15 protein-coding genes and 1 other RNA gene are annotated in these 16,790 nt (G+C 58.0%); 6 read left to right on the top strand and 10 right to left on the bottom strand.

Annotated features, from left to right (window positions below; all coding sequences use genetic code 11):
- Positions 1-4: 4 nt before the first annotated feature.
- A complete protein-coding gene (locus PSH65_RS27980; RefSeq protein WP_192346364.1) occupies positions 5-739 on the top strand; it encodes an HNH endonuclease in 735 nt (244 codons plus the stop codon).
- A gap of 247 nt (positions 740-986) precedes the next feature.
- Positions 987-1,790 (top strand): endonuclease NucS domain-containing protein, encoded by an 804-nt coding sequence (locus tag PSH65_RS27975; RefSeq protein WP_122559349.1) that lies wholly within the window; start codon positions 987-989, stop codon positions 1,788-1,790.
- A gap of 640 nt (positions 1,791-2,430) precedes the next feature.
- On the opposite strand, the gene PSH65_RS27970 is transcribed toward PSH65_RS27975, so the two are convergent.
- The 9 genes from PSH65_RS27970 to PSH65_RS27930 all read right to left on the bottom strand — a co-directional run bounded on the left by PSH65_RS27970 (position 2,431) and on the right by PSH65_RS27930 (position 12,819).
- Positions 2,431-3,687 carry an integrase domain-containing protein gene (locus tag PSH65_RS27970; RefSeq protein ID WP_305423642.1) on the bottom strand — a complete coding sequence of 419 codons (1,257 nt, stop codon included), beginning with the start codon at positions 3,685-3,687 and terminating at the stop codon, positions 2,431-2,433.
- Between the two features lie 187 nt (positions 3,688-3,874).
- Positions 3,875-4,268, bottom strand: a transfer-messenger RNA (tmRNA) gene (gene ssrA / locus PSH65_RS27965).
- Between the two features lie 97 nt (positions 4,269-4,365).
- Positions 4,366-4,641: a hypothetical protein gene (locus PSH65_RS27960; protein WP_305423641.1), complete on the bottom strand. Its 276-nt coding sequence runs from the start codon at positions 4,639-4,641 to the stop codon at positions 4,366-4,368.
- Between the two features lie 171 nt (positions 4,642-4,812).
- Positions 4,813-5,094: a hypothetical protein gene (locus PSH65_RS27955; RefSeq protein WP_305423639.1), complete on the bottom strand. Its 282-nt coding sequence runs from the start codon at positions 5,092-5,094 to the stop codon at positions 4,813-4,815.
- A 128-nt stretch (positions 5,095-5,222) separates the two neighbouring features.
- Positions 5,223-8,033, bottom strand: a complete 2,811-nt coding sequence (locus tag PSH65_RS27950; protein WP_305423638.1) for an FAD-binding and (Fe-S)-binding domain-containing protein — start codon at positions 8,031-8,033, stop codon at positions 5,223-5,225.
- A complete protein-coding gene (locus tag PSH65_RS27945) occupies positions 8,030-8,701 on the bottom strand; it encodes a lactate utilization protein C (RefSeq protein WP_305423636.1) in 672 nt (223 codons plus the stop codon). Before PSH65_RS27945 ends, PSH65_RS27950 begins: the two co-directional genes overlap by 4 nt.
- Positions 8,701-10,155, bottom strand: coding sequence for a LutB/LldF family L-lactate oxidation iron-sulfur protein (locus tag PSH65_RS27940; RefSeq protein WP_305423635.1), 1,455 nt, complete (start codon positions 10,153-10,155; stop codon positions 8,701-8,703). The genes PSH65_RS27945 and PSH65_RS27940 overlap by 1 nt, the downstream gene beginning before the upstream one ends.
- On the bottom strand, positions 10,152-10,976 hold the full coding sequence (locus PSH65_RS27935) for a (Fe-S)-binding protein (RefSeq protein WP_018929467.1): 825 nt from the start codon (positions 10,974-10,976) through the stop codon (positions 10,152-10,154). Before PSH65_RS27935 ends, PSH65_RS27940 begins: the two co-directional genes overlap by 4 nt.
- Positions 10,977-11,127: 151 nt before the next feature.
- Positions 11,128-12,819, bottom strand: a complete 1,692-nt coding sequence (locus PSH65_RS27930) for a lactate permease LctP family transporter (RefSeq protein WP_305423633.1) — start codon at positions 12,817-12,819, stop codon at positions 11,128-11,130.
- 262 nt (positions 12,820-13,081) lie between these two features.
- On the opposite strand from PSH65_RS27930, the gene PSH65_RS27925 reads away from it, so the two are divergent.
- Positions 13,082-13,849: a GntR family transcriptional regulator gene (locus tag PSH65_RS27925; protein WP_305423632.1), complete on the top strand. Its 768-nt coding sequence runs from the start codon at positions 13,082-13,084 to the stop codon at positions 13,847-13,849.
- Between the two features lie 146 nt (positions 13,850-13,995).
- On the opposite strand, the gene smpB is transcribed toward PSH65_RS27925, so the two are convergent.
- Positions 13,996-14,478, bottom strand: coding sequence for an SsrA-binding protein SmpB (gene smpB / locus PSH65_RS27920; protein ID WP_007900551.1), 483 nt, complete (start codon positions 14,476-14,478; stop codon positions 13,996-13,998).
- 118 nt (positions 14,479-14,596) lie between these two features.
- On the opposite strand from smpB, the gene PSH65_RS27915 reads away from it, so the two are divergent.
- The 3 genes from PSH65_RS27915 to PSH65_RS27905 are packed head-to-tail and all read left to right on the top strand — an operon-like array spanning position 14,597 to position 16,749.
- Positions 14,597-16,000: a sodium-dependent transporter gene (locus PSH65_RS27915; protein ID WP_305423631.1), complete on the top strand. Its 1,404-nt coding sequence runs from the start codon at positions 14,597-14,599 to the stop codon at positions 15,998-16,000.
- Between the two features lie 7 nt (positions 16,001-16,007).
- Complete coding sequence (locus PSH65_RS27910; RefSeq protein ID WP_030128093.1) at positions 16,008-16,442, top strand: type II toxin-antitoxin system RatA family toxin; 435 nt, start codon at positions 16,008-16,010, stop codon at positions 16,440-16,442.
- Entirely contained in the window at positions 16,435-16,749 is a 315-nt protein-coding gene (locus PSH65_RS27905; protein WP_305423630.1) for an RnfH family protein, read from the top strand. Before PSH65_RS27910 ends, PSH65_RS27905 begins: the two co-directional genes overlap by 8 nt.
- Positions 16,750-16,790: the final 41 nt, after the last annotated feature.

Here is a 16,790-nt window from a genome sequence, read left to right as displayed (position 1 = left end):
TGGCATGGCCAAGCTCATCAAACTATCGGATACATCCTGGCAACAGCCATTCCGCGACCGTAAAAAGGAACACATTCTTTGGGGCTCCCACACCGAGGTTCGTGAAAACTGCAATTTCGTAGACGGCACACGCCGCCTCCTACAAATCTCATTCGAGCCACGATTCGAACTGGATATCGTCGATTACTTTCAGATCACTAGCGGACGCGAGATCAAGTTCCCGAAAGCGCTCGTTGATATGATCAGCCCCATCGTGCTGGAAAATTCCGAATCCAGCTTCATCGTTACCGTGCTCGATGCCGTTGAACATGAAGATGGCCAGGTCGGGAGTACAAAAGATTTGGCTAACCTGATTACCGCTCGGGCAACGACAATCATGGCCCGCGTCGGCCAGCAGAAGTTCAGGAAGCAATTGATGGGGTTTTGGGGTGATGCTTGCGCACTCTCCGGAGTAAAGGAGCCCAAGCTGCTGGTCGCATCGCACATTGTTCCCTGGAGCCAGTCAGAAGCAGATTCCAAGCTCGATCCATTTAACGGCTTGCTACTGGCGCCACACTACGATCGCCTGTTTGACCAAGGTCTGATCTCATTCAAAGATGATGGCTCTATTCTGCTGTCCAGCATTGCCGAAAAGCTGCCTCCAGAGTTTGGTCTGTCGAAATCCATGAAGCTACGCAAGCTCAATCCAAAGCATTTGCCCTACCTTGCTGCCCATAGGGATACGTTCGGCTTCGCGTAGTTCACACCCACCAATATCAAAGCTGCCGGGAAGTAGGTCGCACACAATGGCATGGGCTGAACCGTACCAGATTTAATCGACGCTCATGATAGGCCGAAACTGACCGATTACGCCCTCTCTTGAAAGGCGGCTTACTATCCAAAGCTCGCTGTAAGGGCTAACGAATTGCTACCACGATTAAGTGAACCCTATACGCTCACGGCGTGGTTCATTACGCGAAAACAGAACACAAACGAGGAGTACAACAGTGAGCAATGGCAACCGCCCGCCGGTATGGCAGATGGTTCGGGAAGCGGCGCAGCAGATGAACGGGGAATGCACATACCCTGCGATTAAAGCAAAGGTAAGGTCGATGTATGGTCATGACGTCAACGACAGTTCGATGACATGCAGCATCATCTCGGGGGCGGTGAATCACCCATCACGTATTCACTACAACGAGAACAAGAAACCACGGCTCACCGACACGGCCTACGATTACCTGTATAGCACTGGGCGCGGCCGGGTCGTTTGGTACCAACCAGAGAAGCACGGCGTGTGGGAGATCGCACAATCTGGCGATGGCGCACTGATCGTCCGCCTCGCTGACGGGGTGGGTGAGAATCCGCTGCCGATCGTCGAAGCTGTTGAGGCATCCGATGAGGCGTACAGCATGTTCGCTCTGGAGGCACACCTGCGCGATTACCTCGCTAAAAAACTTCCAAGGTTACCTGGCCACGATGCGCCGCTCACGCTATACCGCACGGACGATCGCGACGGCGTGGAGTTCCAAACTGACGTCGGCCCGATCGACATCCTGGCGACGGGGAACGGCGACTTCTACGTCCTCGAACTGAAAGTAGGTCGTGGGCCGGACGCGGCAATGGGACAAATCCTTCGTTACATGGGCTGGGTGAAAGAGCACCTCGCGGGCGAGAGGAGCGTGTATGGCGTCATCGTCGCTTCTGACATCGGCCAAAAACTACGGTACGCGGCATCACAGGTGCCAAACGTACGCCTGATGGAATATGACCTTGCTGTGTCGCTTCGATCGGTGGCCCTGCATAGTTGACCGGACGCCACCCCTCCTAGCAAGGCCGTGACCAGCCGACATCTTCCCGTGAATAGAGCGTTGACCCGGCAGAGTCACGGTCTCTTTTTGGCCGATTGTGTTGAAAAAGTCGGCTTCGGTTTCCACGGCAGAAAAGTGCGCGTCTGAGATTGAAATCTGTGTTTAGCGCAGAAGGTTCAGGACTCAGATTTGACGTAGCGGCGTGCAAAAAAGGCGCTTTCACCGCTCAATGCATGGGTCACCAGGCCGGGTCGACTTTTTCAACACAATCGGCCGGTTGCAGTCCTTCAGTGCTTGGCTGACGCTCTCGCGGCTGAGTTGCATCCGCTGACATCCATCAACTGCAAACGGCTGGTCAGCGCGAATGCGAATGACTGGTCAGTGGCAATGCAATTAGGTGGTCAAGTGAGATGCCATAACGCAGAGCCCATGCGAGTGGGAATGCGGAGCCTTCCCGCTCGCATGGACTTAGTCAAAAGGCCCCAAGAACAAGGCTTGCAGTGGCGACAGTCGCCATTTTTGTCGCCATGCTGCAGGCCAGGTATTACGCGGGTTTTCGCCGCTGTCGCCGCTGTCGCCAAATCAACCAACACTCCATCTGGGGAGTCATTCTCGGTTCCTGGCGGCGTCCGGTGAGCGCTCACCGTATTGGCACGACGTTGTGGTCCCTGGTTTGATTGATCGCAGATGCCGACAGGTTGCCGGTGGCCGCTTTCTGAATGTGCTCACTCCACCAAGCCATCATCGGTCTCCGGCGTTCGATGTAGTCCGCTCGGTTGTAAGCGCTGCGGACTTCGTCCTTGTCGACATGCGCCAGCGCGACTTCGATCAGCTCCGGATCCCACCCATGCTCGTTCAGGATGGTGCTGGCCATGGAGCGCATGCCATGGCTGACCAAGCGGTCTTGGAAGCCCATGCGTTTCAACGCCATGTTGGCGGTCTGGCTATTGGCGTGGGTGCGCGGATTTCTATCTGATGGGAACACGTATTCCCTGTGGCTGCTGTGGGGCTTGAGCGTGTCCAGTAACGCGAGTGCGTGTTCGGTCAGCGGGATGGTGTGCGGACGGCGCTTTTTCATACGCTCCGGTGGGATGGTCCAGATGCGTTTGTCGAAGTCTATGTCTGCCCATCGGGTGGTGGCCGCTTCGGCAGGACGGGTCATGGTGTGCAGTTGCCATTCGATCAGGCAGCGGGTGATCCGCTTGATGCTGGCGTTCGCGATTTCGATCATGAGCTCAGAAAGCTCATCGGGTCGTAGCGCGGCCATGTTCTGTTTCTTGGGTTTCTTGAACACTGCGCGAATGCCACTGAGTGGGTTCGCAAAAATCAGTCCTGAATTGACGCCGTAGGTCATGATCTCGTTAAGCCGTTGGCTCAATCGCTTCACTGTCTCGAGGCTGCCTTTGGCTTCGATTGGGCGAAGCAGTTCGATGACCATCGGTGCGGTAATTTTCGAGAGCGGCGTTGTTTTCAGGTCTGGAAATACATGTAGCGTGAGCGATCGCCAAATGTCTTCGGCGTACGCCGGTGTGACGGAGTCCTTCTTCAGCTCGAACCAGGCGGTGGCCACGTTCTCGAACGTGTGTTCCGTCTCCGCTCGTTTGGCTTCGTCCTGTGCATTGCGGTGCACCTTGGGATCAATGCCTTGTGCAAGCAGCTCGCGCGCTTCCACCACTTTTTTCCTGGCGCTCGCTAGTGAGAGCTCTGGGTACGTGCCCAGCCCCATATTGATACGGTGTTTGGTTACCGGCTCGCGGTAGTTGAAGTTCCACAGCATCGAGCCGTTGTTCCTGACTCGGAGCTGAAGGCCGTCACCATCGCTGAGGACGTAATCCTTGTCTTTTGCCTTGACTGCCTTGAGCTGGCGGTCGGAAAGGCGAAGGGCTGGAGCAGGCATGAGAGCTTCCTCTGACACCGTTTTGGTATTCCAAAAAATAGCACTGGATGGCCTGGAATACCATTTGGAATACCCAAACGGCTGGAACTCAAAAAACTTCTGCGGAGCCCAGTAGCCCTTAAACCCTTGATTTCACTGGATTTCAGGCACAAAAAAAGACGTCCGTGGACGTCTTTAGATGATCAAGTGGTGGAGCCGGGGGGATTTGAACCCCCGTCCGCCAGTACTCCGCTGTCGGTACTACATGCGTAGCCGTGTCTATTAAGTTAACCCTCAGCGACCCGACGGGCAGGGTGCTTTGGGCGAGTTGTGTAAGTTTTAGCCGCTTCGTCCACAACGTACTGCACGGCGATTCTGTTCTATATGACAATCACTTTGGGTTTACAGACATCCCCTGATGATTGCTGGACCCGAAGGTACCAGGAGGGAAGGGCTAAGGCTGCTTACGCAGCGAGAGCGTATTCCCCGTAGGTTTCGTCATTGGCAACTATAGAAAGTTGCAACAGTGGATTTACGAGTTCTGTTACCAACTCGGCATGCACCTAAAGTTTCGCAACCGGCGTCGAATCCTAAACGGCCCCGAACCTGCAGTGTGTAACCTGCAGGCAAGCGCAGTGTACGCCAATGCGCGCGGCGAGTCGACCTTCCGTCTTTACCTGCGTGTTATCTGGCCCGGCGCTAATGGCTATTCATGTGGCTTTGAATGTCCTGAAGCGCCTGCTGCGTCAGGGAAACACATTCTTTGTCGTTGTTGGCAGCGTGAGCGGCCTTGGCTTGTTCGGCTTTGGTGATGACGACGCCTTTGGTGGCGGCGTCCAGCGTGGCAGCGCTGGATAGCTTGCTGTTGACTTCCTGGAGCTTCATTACGCATTGATCGCTATCGTTTGAGGCGTATGCGGAGGAAGCCAACGTTGTTGCAGCGATGAGCAGTCCAGCCAAGGCGGAACGCTTCATGGGTATCTCCTGGAACGGGGTGGGGATTGGGCCACGCTGATTGGGGCTTAACAAATGGACTGTGATGGCGTGCAAGGGTTCTGTTTTTGCTGGCGATGGGGTGAAAGATTTTTCCGGGAGGTGGGGCGAATGGCTTAGAAGGCCAACCCGAAGGTTGACCCTCAGTCGTTATCAGCCTTTATCGCCTTTGCCCGCGTTCTGGATCTCCTGCAGGGTTTGAGTTGTTTCGGAGATGCATTTCTTGGTGCCTTCTTCGGTGTTTTGCGCCTGGTAGGCCTTGGCTTGCTGGACGCTGGCCTCAATGCGAGTTCTCATTTCCGGCGTCAGGGTCTGAGTCTTGGCATTGGCGATAGCTTGCAGGTTGGTTGCACAGAGATCATCGCCGGCGGCAAACGAGGGGGATGCCAGCATTGAGGCAGTAACGAACAGACCCAACAATACAGAGCGTTTCATGGGTACCTCCTTGAACTGAAAGGCCAGGCATTGCTGGCCATCAGAACGGGCTGCCAACTTCGGGGAAGATCCCGCTTTGCGGGACTTGATCGGTGGACTGCGGCAGTACGCCAGGGTTCTATTTTTCTTCAGGTCGCCCTGGCCCGGGTCACACGATCCACCAGATAAACCAGCCCGTGGTAGTCAATTCCACTGTGTTGCGTCAGACCAATCTCACAGGTGCGGCTGGTGGAAATCCCTTCACTGCATTGCTGCACCGCGTCCTTCAGCGTGCGTAACGAATGGGCATTCAATTGCGGGGTGGTGAAGCCCTTGTCACCGGCAAAGCCGCAGCAGTGAATGCCTTCCGGGATGACCACGTTTTTACTGCATTTACGCGCAAGATCGATCAACGCCTGGCTCTCGCCGAGATGCTGAGTGCTGCACGTGACATGCACCGCGATCGGCGCTTCCTGGGGGATGAAATCGAGACGATCCATCAAGTGAGTGCGAATGAAACGCACCGGGTCGTACAGGTCCAGTCGCACGTCGCCCAAGTCCTGAACCAGCCGCAAGGTGCAGGGGCTGGTGTCGCAATAGATCGGGTCGAGCCCGCCGCGGCTGGCGTGCAGCAGTGCGCCGATCAGTTCCTGGCGCTTGTGTTCGGCCTGTTCGGCGTAGCCTTTGGAGGCGAATGGCTGGCCGCAGCAAAGATTGTCCTGATTGTCCGGAAAAACTACTTGGTAGCCGGCCTTTTCCAACAGACCACGGGTTTTTTCGTACAGCGACATTTGCTCTTTATCACCCGCCGCCGGGCCCATGACCCGCGACACGCAGGCCGCCAGGTACACCACCTGAGGCCGCTCGTCCGACAGGCTCGGGCTGAAACGAATGGCTCTTTCCGGCTGTGGCATGGCGTTGGTCCATTGCGGAACCTGACCCTTGGACAGCCGCGTCAGCGATGCCGAAAGCTTCGCCAGGCGTGGCGCTCCCAACAGCATCCGCGCACCGTTGGCCACGTGCAGGGTGAAGCGCGCGCCTTGCAACGCGGTGGCGAAATGTCCTTCAATCCAGTTGGCGGTTTTCGTATGCGTTGCCTTACGGCCGCGGAGCTTTTTCACCAGCTCGCCGGTGTTGATTCCTACAGGACAACGTTGTGCACACAGGCCTGTGGCGGCGCACGTATCGATGCCTTGGTATTCGTAGGCTTGTTCTAGTTCGGTGGTGTCTGTGCCGGCGCGTTTCTTCGCTTGAATGTCACGCCAGATCACGATGCGCTGGCGTGGGCTCAGCGTCAGGCCTTTCGATGGGCACACCGGTTCGCAGAAACCGCACTCGATGCACTTATCCACAATCTCATCGGCGGCGGGCAGCGGCTTCAGATGCTTGAGGTGGATCTGCGGATCGTCGCTGAGCACCACGTCCGGGTTGAGAATGCCGTTGGGGTCGAGCAGGCGTTTGAGCTGCCACATCAACTGGTAAGCGTCGCTGCCCCATTCCAGTTCGACGAAGGGCGCCATGTTACGGCCGGTGCCGTGTTCGGCTTTCAGCGAACCGCCGAATTCAACGGCCACCAACTGCGCGACGTCGTCCATGAATGCCTGGTAGCGTGCGACTTCTTCCGCGCTGTTGAAGCCTTGGGTGAAGACGAAGTGCAGATTGCCTTCCAGGGCGTGTCCGAAAAGGATCGCTTCGTCGTAGTGATGTTTGTCGAACAGCTCGATCAAGCGGTTCACGCCGCTGGCCAGTTGTTCCACCGGGAAGGTCACGTCTTCGATGATCACCGTGGTACCGGTTTTGCGCACCGCGCCGACGGCAGGGAAGGTGTCCTTGCGGATTGCCCAGAGCCGGGCGTTTTCCACCGGGTCTTCGGTGAAGTCCACCTGCTTCTCCACCGGGAACCCAGTCAGCGACGCCATGATTTGCGCCAGTTGCTCCTGCAGCAACGAGGACGAAGCGGCGCGGGATTCGATCAGCAGGGCGCAGGCATTGGTCGACAGCTGTTGTACGAAAGCCGGCATGCCGGGCTTGTCCTGCACCGAGCGCAGACTGCGACGGTCCAGCAGTTCCACGGCCGACACCGGTTGGCTTTTCAGCACGGTGACGGCGTTGCAGCAGGTTTCCACATCCGGGAACACGATCAGCGCCGACGCCTTGTTCGGGTGGTCGATTACCGTGTCGTAGGTCACCGCGCTGATAAACCCGAGTGTGCCCTCGGAGCCCACCAGCAAGTGGCTCAAGATATCCACAGGCTCGTCGAAATCCACCAGGGCATTGAGTGACAGCCCAGTGGTATTTTTCAGACGGTATTTGTGGCGAATTCTCGCAGCCAGTTCGGCATTGGCGCGGGTCTCGCGGCCCAACGTCGCCAGACGCTCCAGCAGTTCGGCGTGGCTCTCACGGAAGGCCGCGACACTGGCGGCGTCTTCGGTATCGAGACGGCTGCCATCGGCCAGCACCAGGCGAATTCCGGCCAGGGTGTGATAGGTGTTCTGCGCCGTGCCGCAGCACATGCCGCTGGCATTATTGGCAACGATGCCGCCGATTTTGCAGGCGTTGATCGACGCTGGATCCGGACCGATCTTACGTCCGAACGGTGCCAGCCAGGCGTTGGCCTGGGCACCGATCACGCCTGGTTGCAGACGGATCTGTGTACCTTGCCCGCGAATCTCGCGACCGTTCCAGTTATCTCCCAGCACGATCAGCACTGAATCACTGATGGCCTGGCCCGACAGGCTGGTGCCGGCGGCGCGGAAGGTCACCGGGACTTTATCCCGCTGTGCCAGTTTAAGTAGCGCCACCACTTCGTCTTCGGACTCGACACGAATCACCAGTTTTGGAATCAACCGGTAGAAACTGGCGTCGGTGCCAAAGGCCAAAGTCGACAGCGGATCATCGAAACGTCGCGCTTCAGGAATCAATTGCTGCGCATCTCGCAGGAAAGCCACAGGTAGACTCATTGGTCCTCCAGGATCAGAACGACCAAGTCTTTCGGGCCGTGGGCACCGTAAGCCAGCACTTGCTCGATGTCGGCAGTCTTCGATGGGCCGGAGACCAGCAAGGCGTTGGTCGGCATGCCTTGGGCCCATTCGAATTCCTGTTGCACCTGATAGAAGTTGTCGCGGATTTCACTGGCCTTGAGCAGGGCGAAATGCACCGGCGGCACCAGGCTCATCAGGCGCGGTTCTTCCCGCGTCGGCCAGAGAATCAGGCTGCCTGTCGCGGCGATCGCCCCGAGAGTAATGGTCAGGCTGGCCGGGGTATCGTTGAACAACTCGGCTTTCCATTCCTCGACCGGGCGGTCGTAGGCTTTTAGCGCTGGCAGGCCAGGATTTTTCGCCCAATGCTGAGTGATGCGTTGACCGTGAGGTGTCGTCGGCGCAATCAACAGGCTCGGCAATTGGCGATCCTGCAGCAGTTGCGCCAGCAATTCGGGCCAGCCTTCTTTGGACGTCAGGTGAATTTCGGTGTGCACCGCTTCCATCAGTTTACGCAGTTGCGAGATACGTTGATCGGGCGCGTAGGTGTAGGGCTCGGTCACCAATTCGACATCGAAGTTGTCAGGCACCGGCGTGGTACCCGTCAGACTGTTGCGCAACTTGGCGAGGATATTTTGCTTGGCGCTCATCAACGGTCTCCCTGTTTGGCCAGATGCTCGCGGGCCATGTCATGCAGTGAGCGGGCGGCGGGTTTCGGTGCGCTGTGGTTCTGGGTCCATGGGCCGACGTTGCTCGGCGTCAGCGCGCGCAGGCGGGTGGCGAAGAAGCCGAACAGACGATAGAGCGTCGGCGAGCTGTTGAGCTTCGCCCAGGCGTTCCAGATAAACCGTTCTTTGCGCGAGTATTTGCTGCCCTGACCGCGCATGACTTGATGCGGGCTGTCCGGGGTTTTGACGTTCTCTTCCCGTAGGCGACGCAGCAATGCGGGGATCGGAATTTTTACCGGGCAGACTTCACCGCAAGCGCCACATAACGAAGACGCGCTCGGGTGGTCGGGGACTTTCGCCAGGCCGACCATGTGCGGGGTGATGATTTTTCCGATAGGCCCAGGGTAAACCTCCCCATAGGCATGACCGCCGATTCGTGTGTAGACCGGGCAATGATTCATACAGGCGCCGCAGCGGATGCAGTTCAGGGTCTGGCGCAATTCGCTGTCGGCAAACGCCTGGCTGCGGCCGTTATCGAGCAATACCAGGTGCACTTCCTGCGGGCCGTCGAGTTCATGTTCCTTGCGCGGCCCGGAGATCATGTTGACGTAGGTGGTGATCGGCTGGCCGAGCGCCGAACGGGTCAGCAGCGACAACAGCGGTACAACGTCCCGCAGGTTTTCGACGACTTTCTCGATGCCCGTGACGGCAATGTGTACCGGTGGCACGGTGGTCGACATGCGCCCGTTGCCTTCGTTTTCCACCAACAGCAGGGTGCCGGTTTCGGCCACGGCGAAGTTGACGCCGGAGACGCCGATGTCTGCTTCGAAGAATTTCTGTCGCAAGACTTTGCGACCGATCTGAATGAGTTGGTCAACGTCCTTGGTGTACTCCACGCCAAGTTTGTCGTGGAACAAGGACGCGACCTGACCGGCATTCTTGTGGATCGCCGGCATAATGATGTGTGAAGGCTTCTCGTGGTCGAGCTGGACGATGTATTCCCCCATGTCCGACTCCAGGCATTCAATGCCTTGAGCCTCGAGGAAATGGTTCATCTCCATCTCTTCGCTGACCATCGATTTGCCCTTGATCACTTGCCGCGCCTCGTGAGCGCGGATGATCGATAAGACGATGCCATTGGCTTCGTCCACCGTTTCCGCCCAGTGCACTGTCACACCGTTGCGGGTCAGGTTCTGTTCAAGCTGCTCGAGCAGGTCGGGCAACTTGGATAAAGCACGGGCGCGGACAGCATTGCCCAGCACTCGCAGATGTTCTCTTTCATGGGCATCGCTGAAGGACGCTGCCCGTTTGCTCATCAGTGAATCCATTGCAGTGCGAAAGTTGTTTCGCAGTTGCGTGTCAGCCAAAGCCTTGTGAGCCCGGGCGCGAAAATCTTCTTCTACGGCAACCGTAGGAATAAGCGTGGAAGTGCTCATCGGGCACCTCCGGTACGCTGCCACAGGAAACTGGCCAAATGCTGACCGCGCAACGCTTCCTGCTGTTTCTCCAACGAGCCATTGATGTTCATCAGGCAACCGCAGTCGGCACTGAGTACCTTGTGCGCGCCGGATTCCTTCAACGCCCGGGTCTTGTCAGCCACCATCGCGCCGGAAATATCTGGCATACGGACGCTGAAAGTCCCACCAAAGCCACAGCATTCACTTTCGTGGCTGTGGTCGACTCGCTCCACATTGCTTAGCTGCGCCAACAACTCACGGCCATGCAGGTGGGTGTTCATTTCACGGCGTGCCGAGCACGACGTGTGCAGCGCCACTTTGACCGGTTCGCCGCTGTCCTTGAGCTGCACCTTGCAGACAAACAGCAGAAACTCGGCCAACTCATAAGTCCGTGCCGCGAGGGCCTGAACCTGTTTCAACGTCTGCGGCTCGTCCTTGAACAAGTCGGCGTAATGTTCGCGCAACATGCCCGCGCAAGAACCCGACGGCACCACCACCGGATAATCCCCGGCAAACAGCGCCAGTTGCGAGCGCGCCACGGTCCTGGCCTGTTCGGTGTAACCCGAGGTGTAGGCCGGTTGCCCGCAGCAGCTCTGCCCTTGCGGGTATTCAACACGAATGCCCTCGCGTTCCAGCAGGTGGATCGCGTCCATCCCGGCTTCGGGGTAGAACAGATCCACCACGCAGGTCCCGAACAGGTACACCCGTGACGGTTTTTCGCTGGGGTATTGCCGAGGCTCGGGCAGTGGCGGGGCGACGCGGGTCGCGTTCGGCACAGCGTTGTAAAAAAGCTCGCTCATCAGGCGTGTCTCCGGGTGGTCCCGGTTATCCGTCCGCTGAGGCTGCTGAATATAGAGAGACAAGCTTTCAGCAGCCTTGCAGACCCGGTTATGAATAGCTGACGCCGGGGGCGTAATCCGGCGTCGGTTTTTTCTGTGTGGCGTGTAGTGCTTAGTGCACCAGCATGCCGGTGAACCAGTAGGCCTGAGCCAAAGTAATCAGGCCGACGATCGTTGCAAAGAATAGGCTGTGCTTGAGGGTGAAGCGGAACAGATCCGATTCCTTGCCCACCAACCCGGTCGCGGCGCAGGCCACAGCGATCGATTGCGGCGAAATCATCTTGCCGGTCACACCGCCGCTGGTGTTCGCCGCCACCAGCAAGGTGTCGTTGACGCCGATCTGGTGCGCGGTGGTTGCTTGCAGCGAACTGAACAGTGCGTTGGACGAAGTATCGGAGCCGGTCAGGAACACGCCGAGCCAGCCGAGGAACGGCGAGAAGAACGGGAATGCCGCACCCGTACCTGCCAGTACCAGAGCCATGGTCGACGACATGCCCGAGTAGTTGGTGACGAAGGCAAAGGCCAGCACCATGCCGATGGACAAAATCGGCCAGCGCAGTTCGTAGACAGTCTCTTTAAAAGTGGTCAGACCAGTTTTTATATTGATCTTCAGCACCAGCATCGAGATCAGCGCGGAGAAGAAAATCGCCGTGCCAGTCGCAGAAATCGGATCGAGTTTGAACACCGCCGGAATCGCCGTCGGGGCGGTCACGATCGGGGCGACCTTGATCACCATTTGATCCAGATGCGGAATCGCGAAGTTGAACACCCAGCTATACATCGAGCCGCCGGCAGCGAACATCGCCTTGAACGGTTTCAGCGTCCAGATGGTGACCAGTACGGTGAGGATCAGGAACGGCGACCAGGCTTTGAAAATTTCCCCCAGGCTGTAGGGCGAAGCCACGGTGGTGCGCGGTTGACCGAAACCACCGGCGCTGGCCACCACGGAAGCCGAGACCGCGCCGACGATGTGGGCTCCAGCGGCGCGTTTTGGCTGCCAGATTTTCAGGAATAGCGTCAGAGAAACCAGGCTGGCCAGCGCCGAGGTGATGTCCGGCAGTTCCGGGCCGATGAAGTTCGAGGTGAAGTACTGGGTGATGGCGAAACTCAAACCGGCCACCAATGCAGCCGGCCATGTTTCCCGAACGCCGCGCAGGCCATCCATCATGAATACCAGCCAGAACGGCACGAACAGCGACAGCAATGGCAACTGGCGACCGGTCATGGCGCCGATCTTGAACGCGTCGATGCCGGTGACTTGCCCGGCGACGATGATCGGAATTCCCAGTGCGCCGAAAGCCACCGGTGCGGTGTTGGCGATCAGGCACAGGCCCGCGGCGTACAGCGGGTTGAAGCCCAGTCCCACCAGCAGCGCGGCGGTAATCGCTACCGGTGCGCCGAAACCGGCGGCACCTTCCAGGAACGCGCCGAAGCAGAAACCGATCAGCAGTACTTGCAGGCGTTGGTCATCGGTAATCGACAGCACTGAGCTGCGGATCACTTCGAACTGGCCACTTTTGACCGTCAGTTTGTAGAGGAATACCGCTGCCACGATGATCCACGCAATCGGCCACAAGCCGTAGGCGAAGCCATATCCGGCTGCCGCGAAGGCCATATCGACCGGCATCTGGAACGCGAAGATTGCCACGGCAATCGACAGCGCGAGGGTAATGCTGCCGGCCACATGGCCTTTGAGGCGGAATACGGCCAAGGCCAGGAAGAAAAATACGATGGGGATGACGGCCGCGAGTGCGGACACGCCGAGACTGCCGAGCGGGCTGTAGAGCTGTTGCCAGGTTTGCATATGGGGTGGCCCCTAATTGTTGTTGGTCAGGCACTGGTCAGCGTTCTTGGATAATTGGTAATACCAATTTACAATCGCTGTTGGCTAGGGTAAAAGCCTTGTATGCGGTGTGTCAATTTGCCGCCCTAAAACTTTTGTCGAATGAGCGGTGCAGAACGCATCTGATCTGTTCGATCAAACGTCGCCTGGTAGGTGCTGGCGCAGCGCCGATAGGCCAGAATAGAGAGCCCGGCGAGCCGCCGGGATCGTGGAGAATTGAGTGATGGGGTTTGATCAGATTCGGCAGCGCCGTTTGTCTGACGATATTGTCGAGCAACTCGAAGGGATGATTCTCGAGGGCACCTTGAAGGCTGGCGAACGCCTGCCGGCAGAGCGTGCGTTGGCCGAGCAGTTCGGCGTGTCACGCCCTTCGTTGCGCGAAGCGATTCAGAAATTGGCCGCTAAAGGATTGCTGGTCAGCCGTCAGGGCGGCGGTAACTATGTGGTGGAATCCCTGGGCTCGACGTTCAGCGATCCGCTGCTGCATCTGCTGGAAAGCAACCCCGAAGCCCAGCGTGATTTGCTGGAGTTTCGTCATACGCTGGAAGCATCCTGCGCTTACTACGCGGCACTGCGCGCCACGGACGTGGATCGTGAGCGGCTGACTGCAGCCTTCGATGAATTGCAGGACTGCTATTCGCGCCATGACGAAGTGAGTCGGGCGGAAGAGGGCACGGCGGACGCAAATTTTCACTTGGCGATCGCCGAGGCCAGTCATAACGCGGTATTACTGCACACCATTCGTGGTTTGTTCGACCTGCTCAAGCGCAACGTGGTGACCAACATCGGCGGCATGTACAAACAGCGTTCCGAAACCCGCGACATGTTGATCGCGCAGCACAGAGAATTGTATCTGGCGATTATCGAAGGAAGGGCGGAGCAGGCGCGGGAGGTTTCCAGCCGGCACATTTTGTATGTGCAGGAAGTGCTGGAAGAGGTGCGTCAGGAAGTGCAGCGCGTGGCTCGGGCGGAGCGGCGCAAGGGGATGTAGTCAATTCACTGTGATGAGGGAGCTTGCTCCCGCTGGGGCGCGAAGCGGCCCCTGGGCCAGGACCGTTAAGCAGATCGTTTACGACTGCTTCGCAGCCGGGCGGGAGCAAGCTCCCTCGCCACAAAAGCCGCGATCAAGCAGGAAAATTAATCTTCCTTGCCCTTGTTTCGCACCGCACGCTGCAATTCACGACCGGCGTCGCGCTCGCGTTCGGTATCGCGCTTGTCGTATTCCTTCTTGCCCTTGCCCAGAGCGATCTCGCACTTGACCATGTGCTTGCTCCAGTACCAGGAGAGGCACACGCAGGCGTAACCTTTTTGCTGCACGGCAGCGGCCAGCTTTTCCAGCTCGCGCCGGTTGAGCAGCAATTTTCGGGTGCGGGTCGGATCAGCGATGACGTGGGTGCTGGCAGTCATCAGCGGCGTAATGTGGCTGCCGAGCAGCCAGGCTTCGCCATCCTTGAGCAGTACGTAACTGTCAACCAGTTGTAGCTTGCTTGCCCGCAAACTTTTTACTTCCCAGCCGGCCAGGACCAGACCAGCCTCGAACTTATGCTCGATGAAGTAATCGTGTCGCGCCTTTTTGTTCTGCGCGATGGTCCCTGTTGGGTGTTTCTTCTGTTTAGCCATAGGGGCGGCATTATAGGGAGTTGCAAGCGAGTCGGCTACGGTATCGCTACGTGCTTGAGCAGGTTGATTGAATCCCGGACAATGCGGCCTCTTTTTTGAACGCTTGGGCGTGATAACGATGTCGACAGACAAGGTTTCTGTCCACGGCAGTTGGGCTAGCCGCTGGGTCTTCATACTCGCCGCGACCGGTTCGGCCGTGGGGCTGGGTAGTATTTGGAAATTCCCTTACATGGTCGGCGTCTACGGTGGCGGAGCCTTTGTGCTGATGTTCCTGGCCTGTATCGCGCTGATCGGTGTACCCGTGATGCTGGCCGAAACCCTGATCGGTCGGCGCGCACGGCAGAGCCCGGCGAATGCCTTGAAGGTCCTGGCGCTGGAAGCGGGGCATTCGGCGAAATGGTCCTGGGGCGCATTTGCCGGGATGATCACGGCGCTGCTGATTCTGTCTTTCTATAGTGTGGTGGGCGGCTGGTCGCTGGATTACATCATCGACATGGGCCGTGGCGACTTCCAGGGAGTGACGCCTGATCAGGTCGGGGCTTATTTCGGCAATGTGATCGCCGACCCGTGGCGCCTGACACTTTGGCATACGATTTTCATGCTGCTGTCCGCAGTGGTGATCGCCAAGGGCGTGGTTGCCGGGCTGGAGCGTAGCCTGCGGATCATGATGCCACTGCTGTTCGTGATGGTGATTGTCCTGCTGGGCTACAGCATGACCACCGGCCACTTCATGGAAGGCGTGCATTTCATGTTCGACTTCCATCCGGAAAAAGTCCTCGACGGCCTGCTGCCCGCCATGGGCCACGCGTTCTTCTCGCTGAGCGTGGGCGTCGGTTCAATCATGATCTACGGTGCCTACATGCCGAAAAACTCATCGATTTCTGGCACCGTCGTGGGCGTGGCATTGCTCGATACGTTCGTTTCGCTGGTGGCCGGTCTGGCATTGTTTCCGATTGTGTTCGCTGCTGGCCTGAACCCGAGCGAAGGCCCTGGCCTGATGTTCGTCAGCCTGCCATTTGCCTTTGGCAACGTAGCGTTCGGTCAGTTGATGGGCGTAGTGTTCTTCGTGCTGGTAGCAATTGCAGCCTGGAGTTCGGCGATTTCCCTGCTCGAACCGATGGTGGCTTACCTGGTTGAGCGCACGAAAATCAGCCGCGCCTGGGTCACCTTCTGGTTGGCATTCATTTGCTGGTTCGTCGGTTTGGGCACCGTGTTTTCCTTCAATATCTGGAAGGAAGCCAAGTTTTTCGTGAACGAAGGCGGGATGTTCCACCTCTATCAATGGGGAGCAACCGGTGGTTTGGACTTCTTCGGTGTGATCGATTTCTTCACCTCGCGGATCATGTTGCCACTCGGTGGTTTGTGTTTCGTGGTGTTTGCGGGCTGGGTGATGGGGCGTGAAGCGGTGCGCGACGAATTGTCGATCCGCCGTCCGGTGCTGTTCGCCCTGTCCCTGTTCTTGATGCGCTATGTGGCGCCCATCGGCATTCTTGTAGTGTTTGCCGCCCAGCTGTGGAAGTAACGCTGACATGACGACACACATTCAACGTTCGGCCCTGCTGCCGTATCCGGCACAAGCGCTTTATGACCTGGTCAACGACGTGGCCCGCTATCCGGAATTCCTGCCGTGGTGCTCATCGGCCGAAGTCTTGGAAAGCACTCCTGAGCTTATGCGTGCCAGCGTCGGCGTGGCCAAGGGGGGGCTTAGTCAGCATTTCGTGACGCGTAATACCTTGGTACCCGGGCGTTCGATCGAGATGAACCTCGAGGAAGGTCCATTCAGCCAGTTGCACGGCGTCTGGGTGTTCAAGCCGTTGGGCGAGAAGGCCTGCAAGATCAGTCTGGATTTGTCGTTCGACTATTCGGGGCCGCTGGTGCGAGCGACGTTGGGGCCTTTGTTCAATCAGGCGGCGAATACGCTGATGGACGCGTTTTGCCAGCGTGCGAAACAGATGCATGGTTGAGGCCGTGATAAAGATCGAAGTGGTGTATGCCGCTGTTGATCGTCAGGTGCTGCTGGCCGTAACCGTACCGGTGGGCGCAACGGTGCGAGATGCGTTGCTCAAATCCGGCCTGAACAGCGAATTCCCTGAATTGGATCTGGCCAGTTGTCCGGTTGGGATCTTTGGCAAAGTGATCGCTGAGCCGGCCAATCGTCCGGTTCAGGCAGGGGATCGCCTCGAGATTTACCGACCGTTGCTCGCCGATCCGAAAGAAGTTCGCCGGTTGCGCGCCGCCAAGGCGGCCGAGGCCAAAGCCCGGAATCAGTGATCCGGTTAAACGCCAGACGATAAAAAACCCGGACATGCCGG

Origin of the sequence: Pseudomonas sp. FP603 (assembly GCF_030687415.1) — a bacterium.
GTDB lineage: Bacteria > Pseudomonadota > Gammaproteobacteria > Pseudomonadales > Pseudomonadaceae > Aquipseudomonas > Aquipseudomonas wuhanensis.
This window is presented reverse-complemented; position numbering and strand designations above follow the sequence as displayed.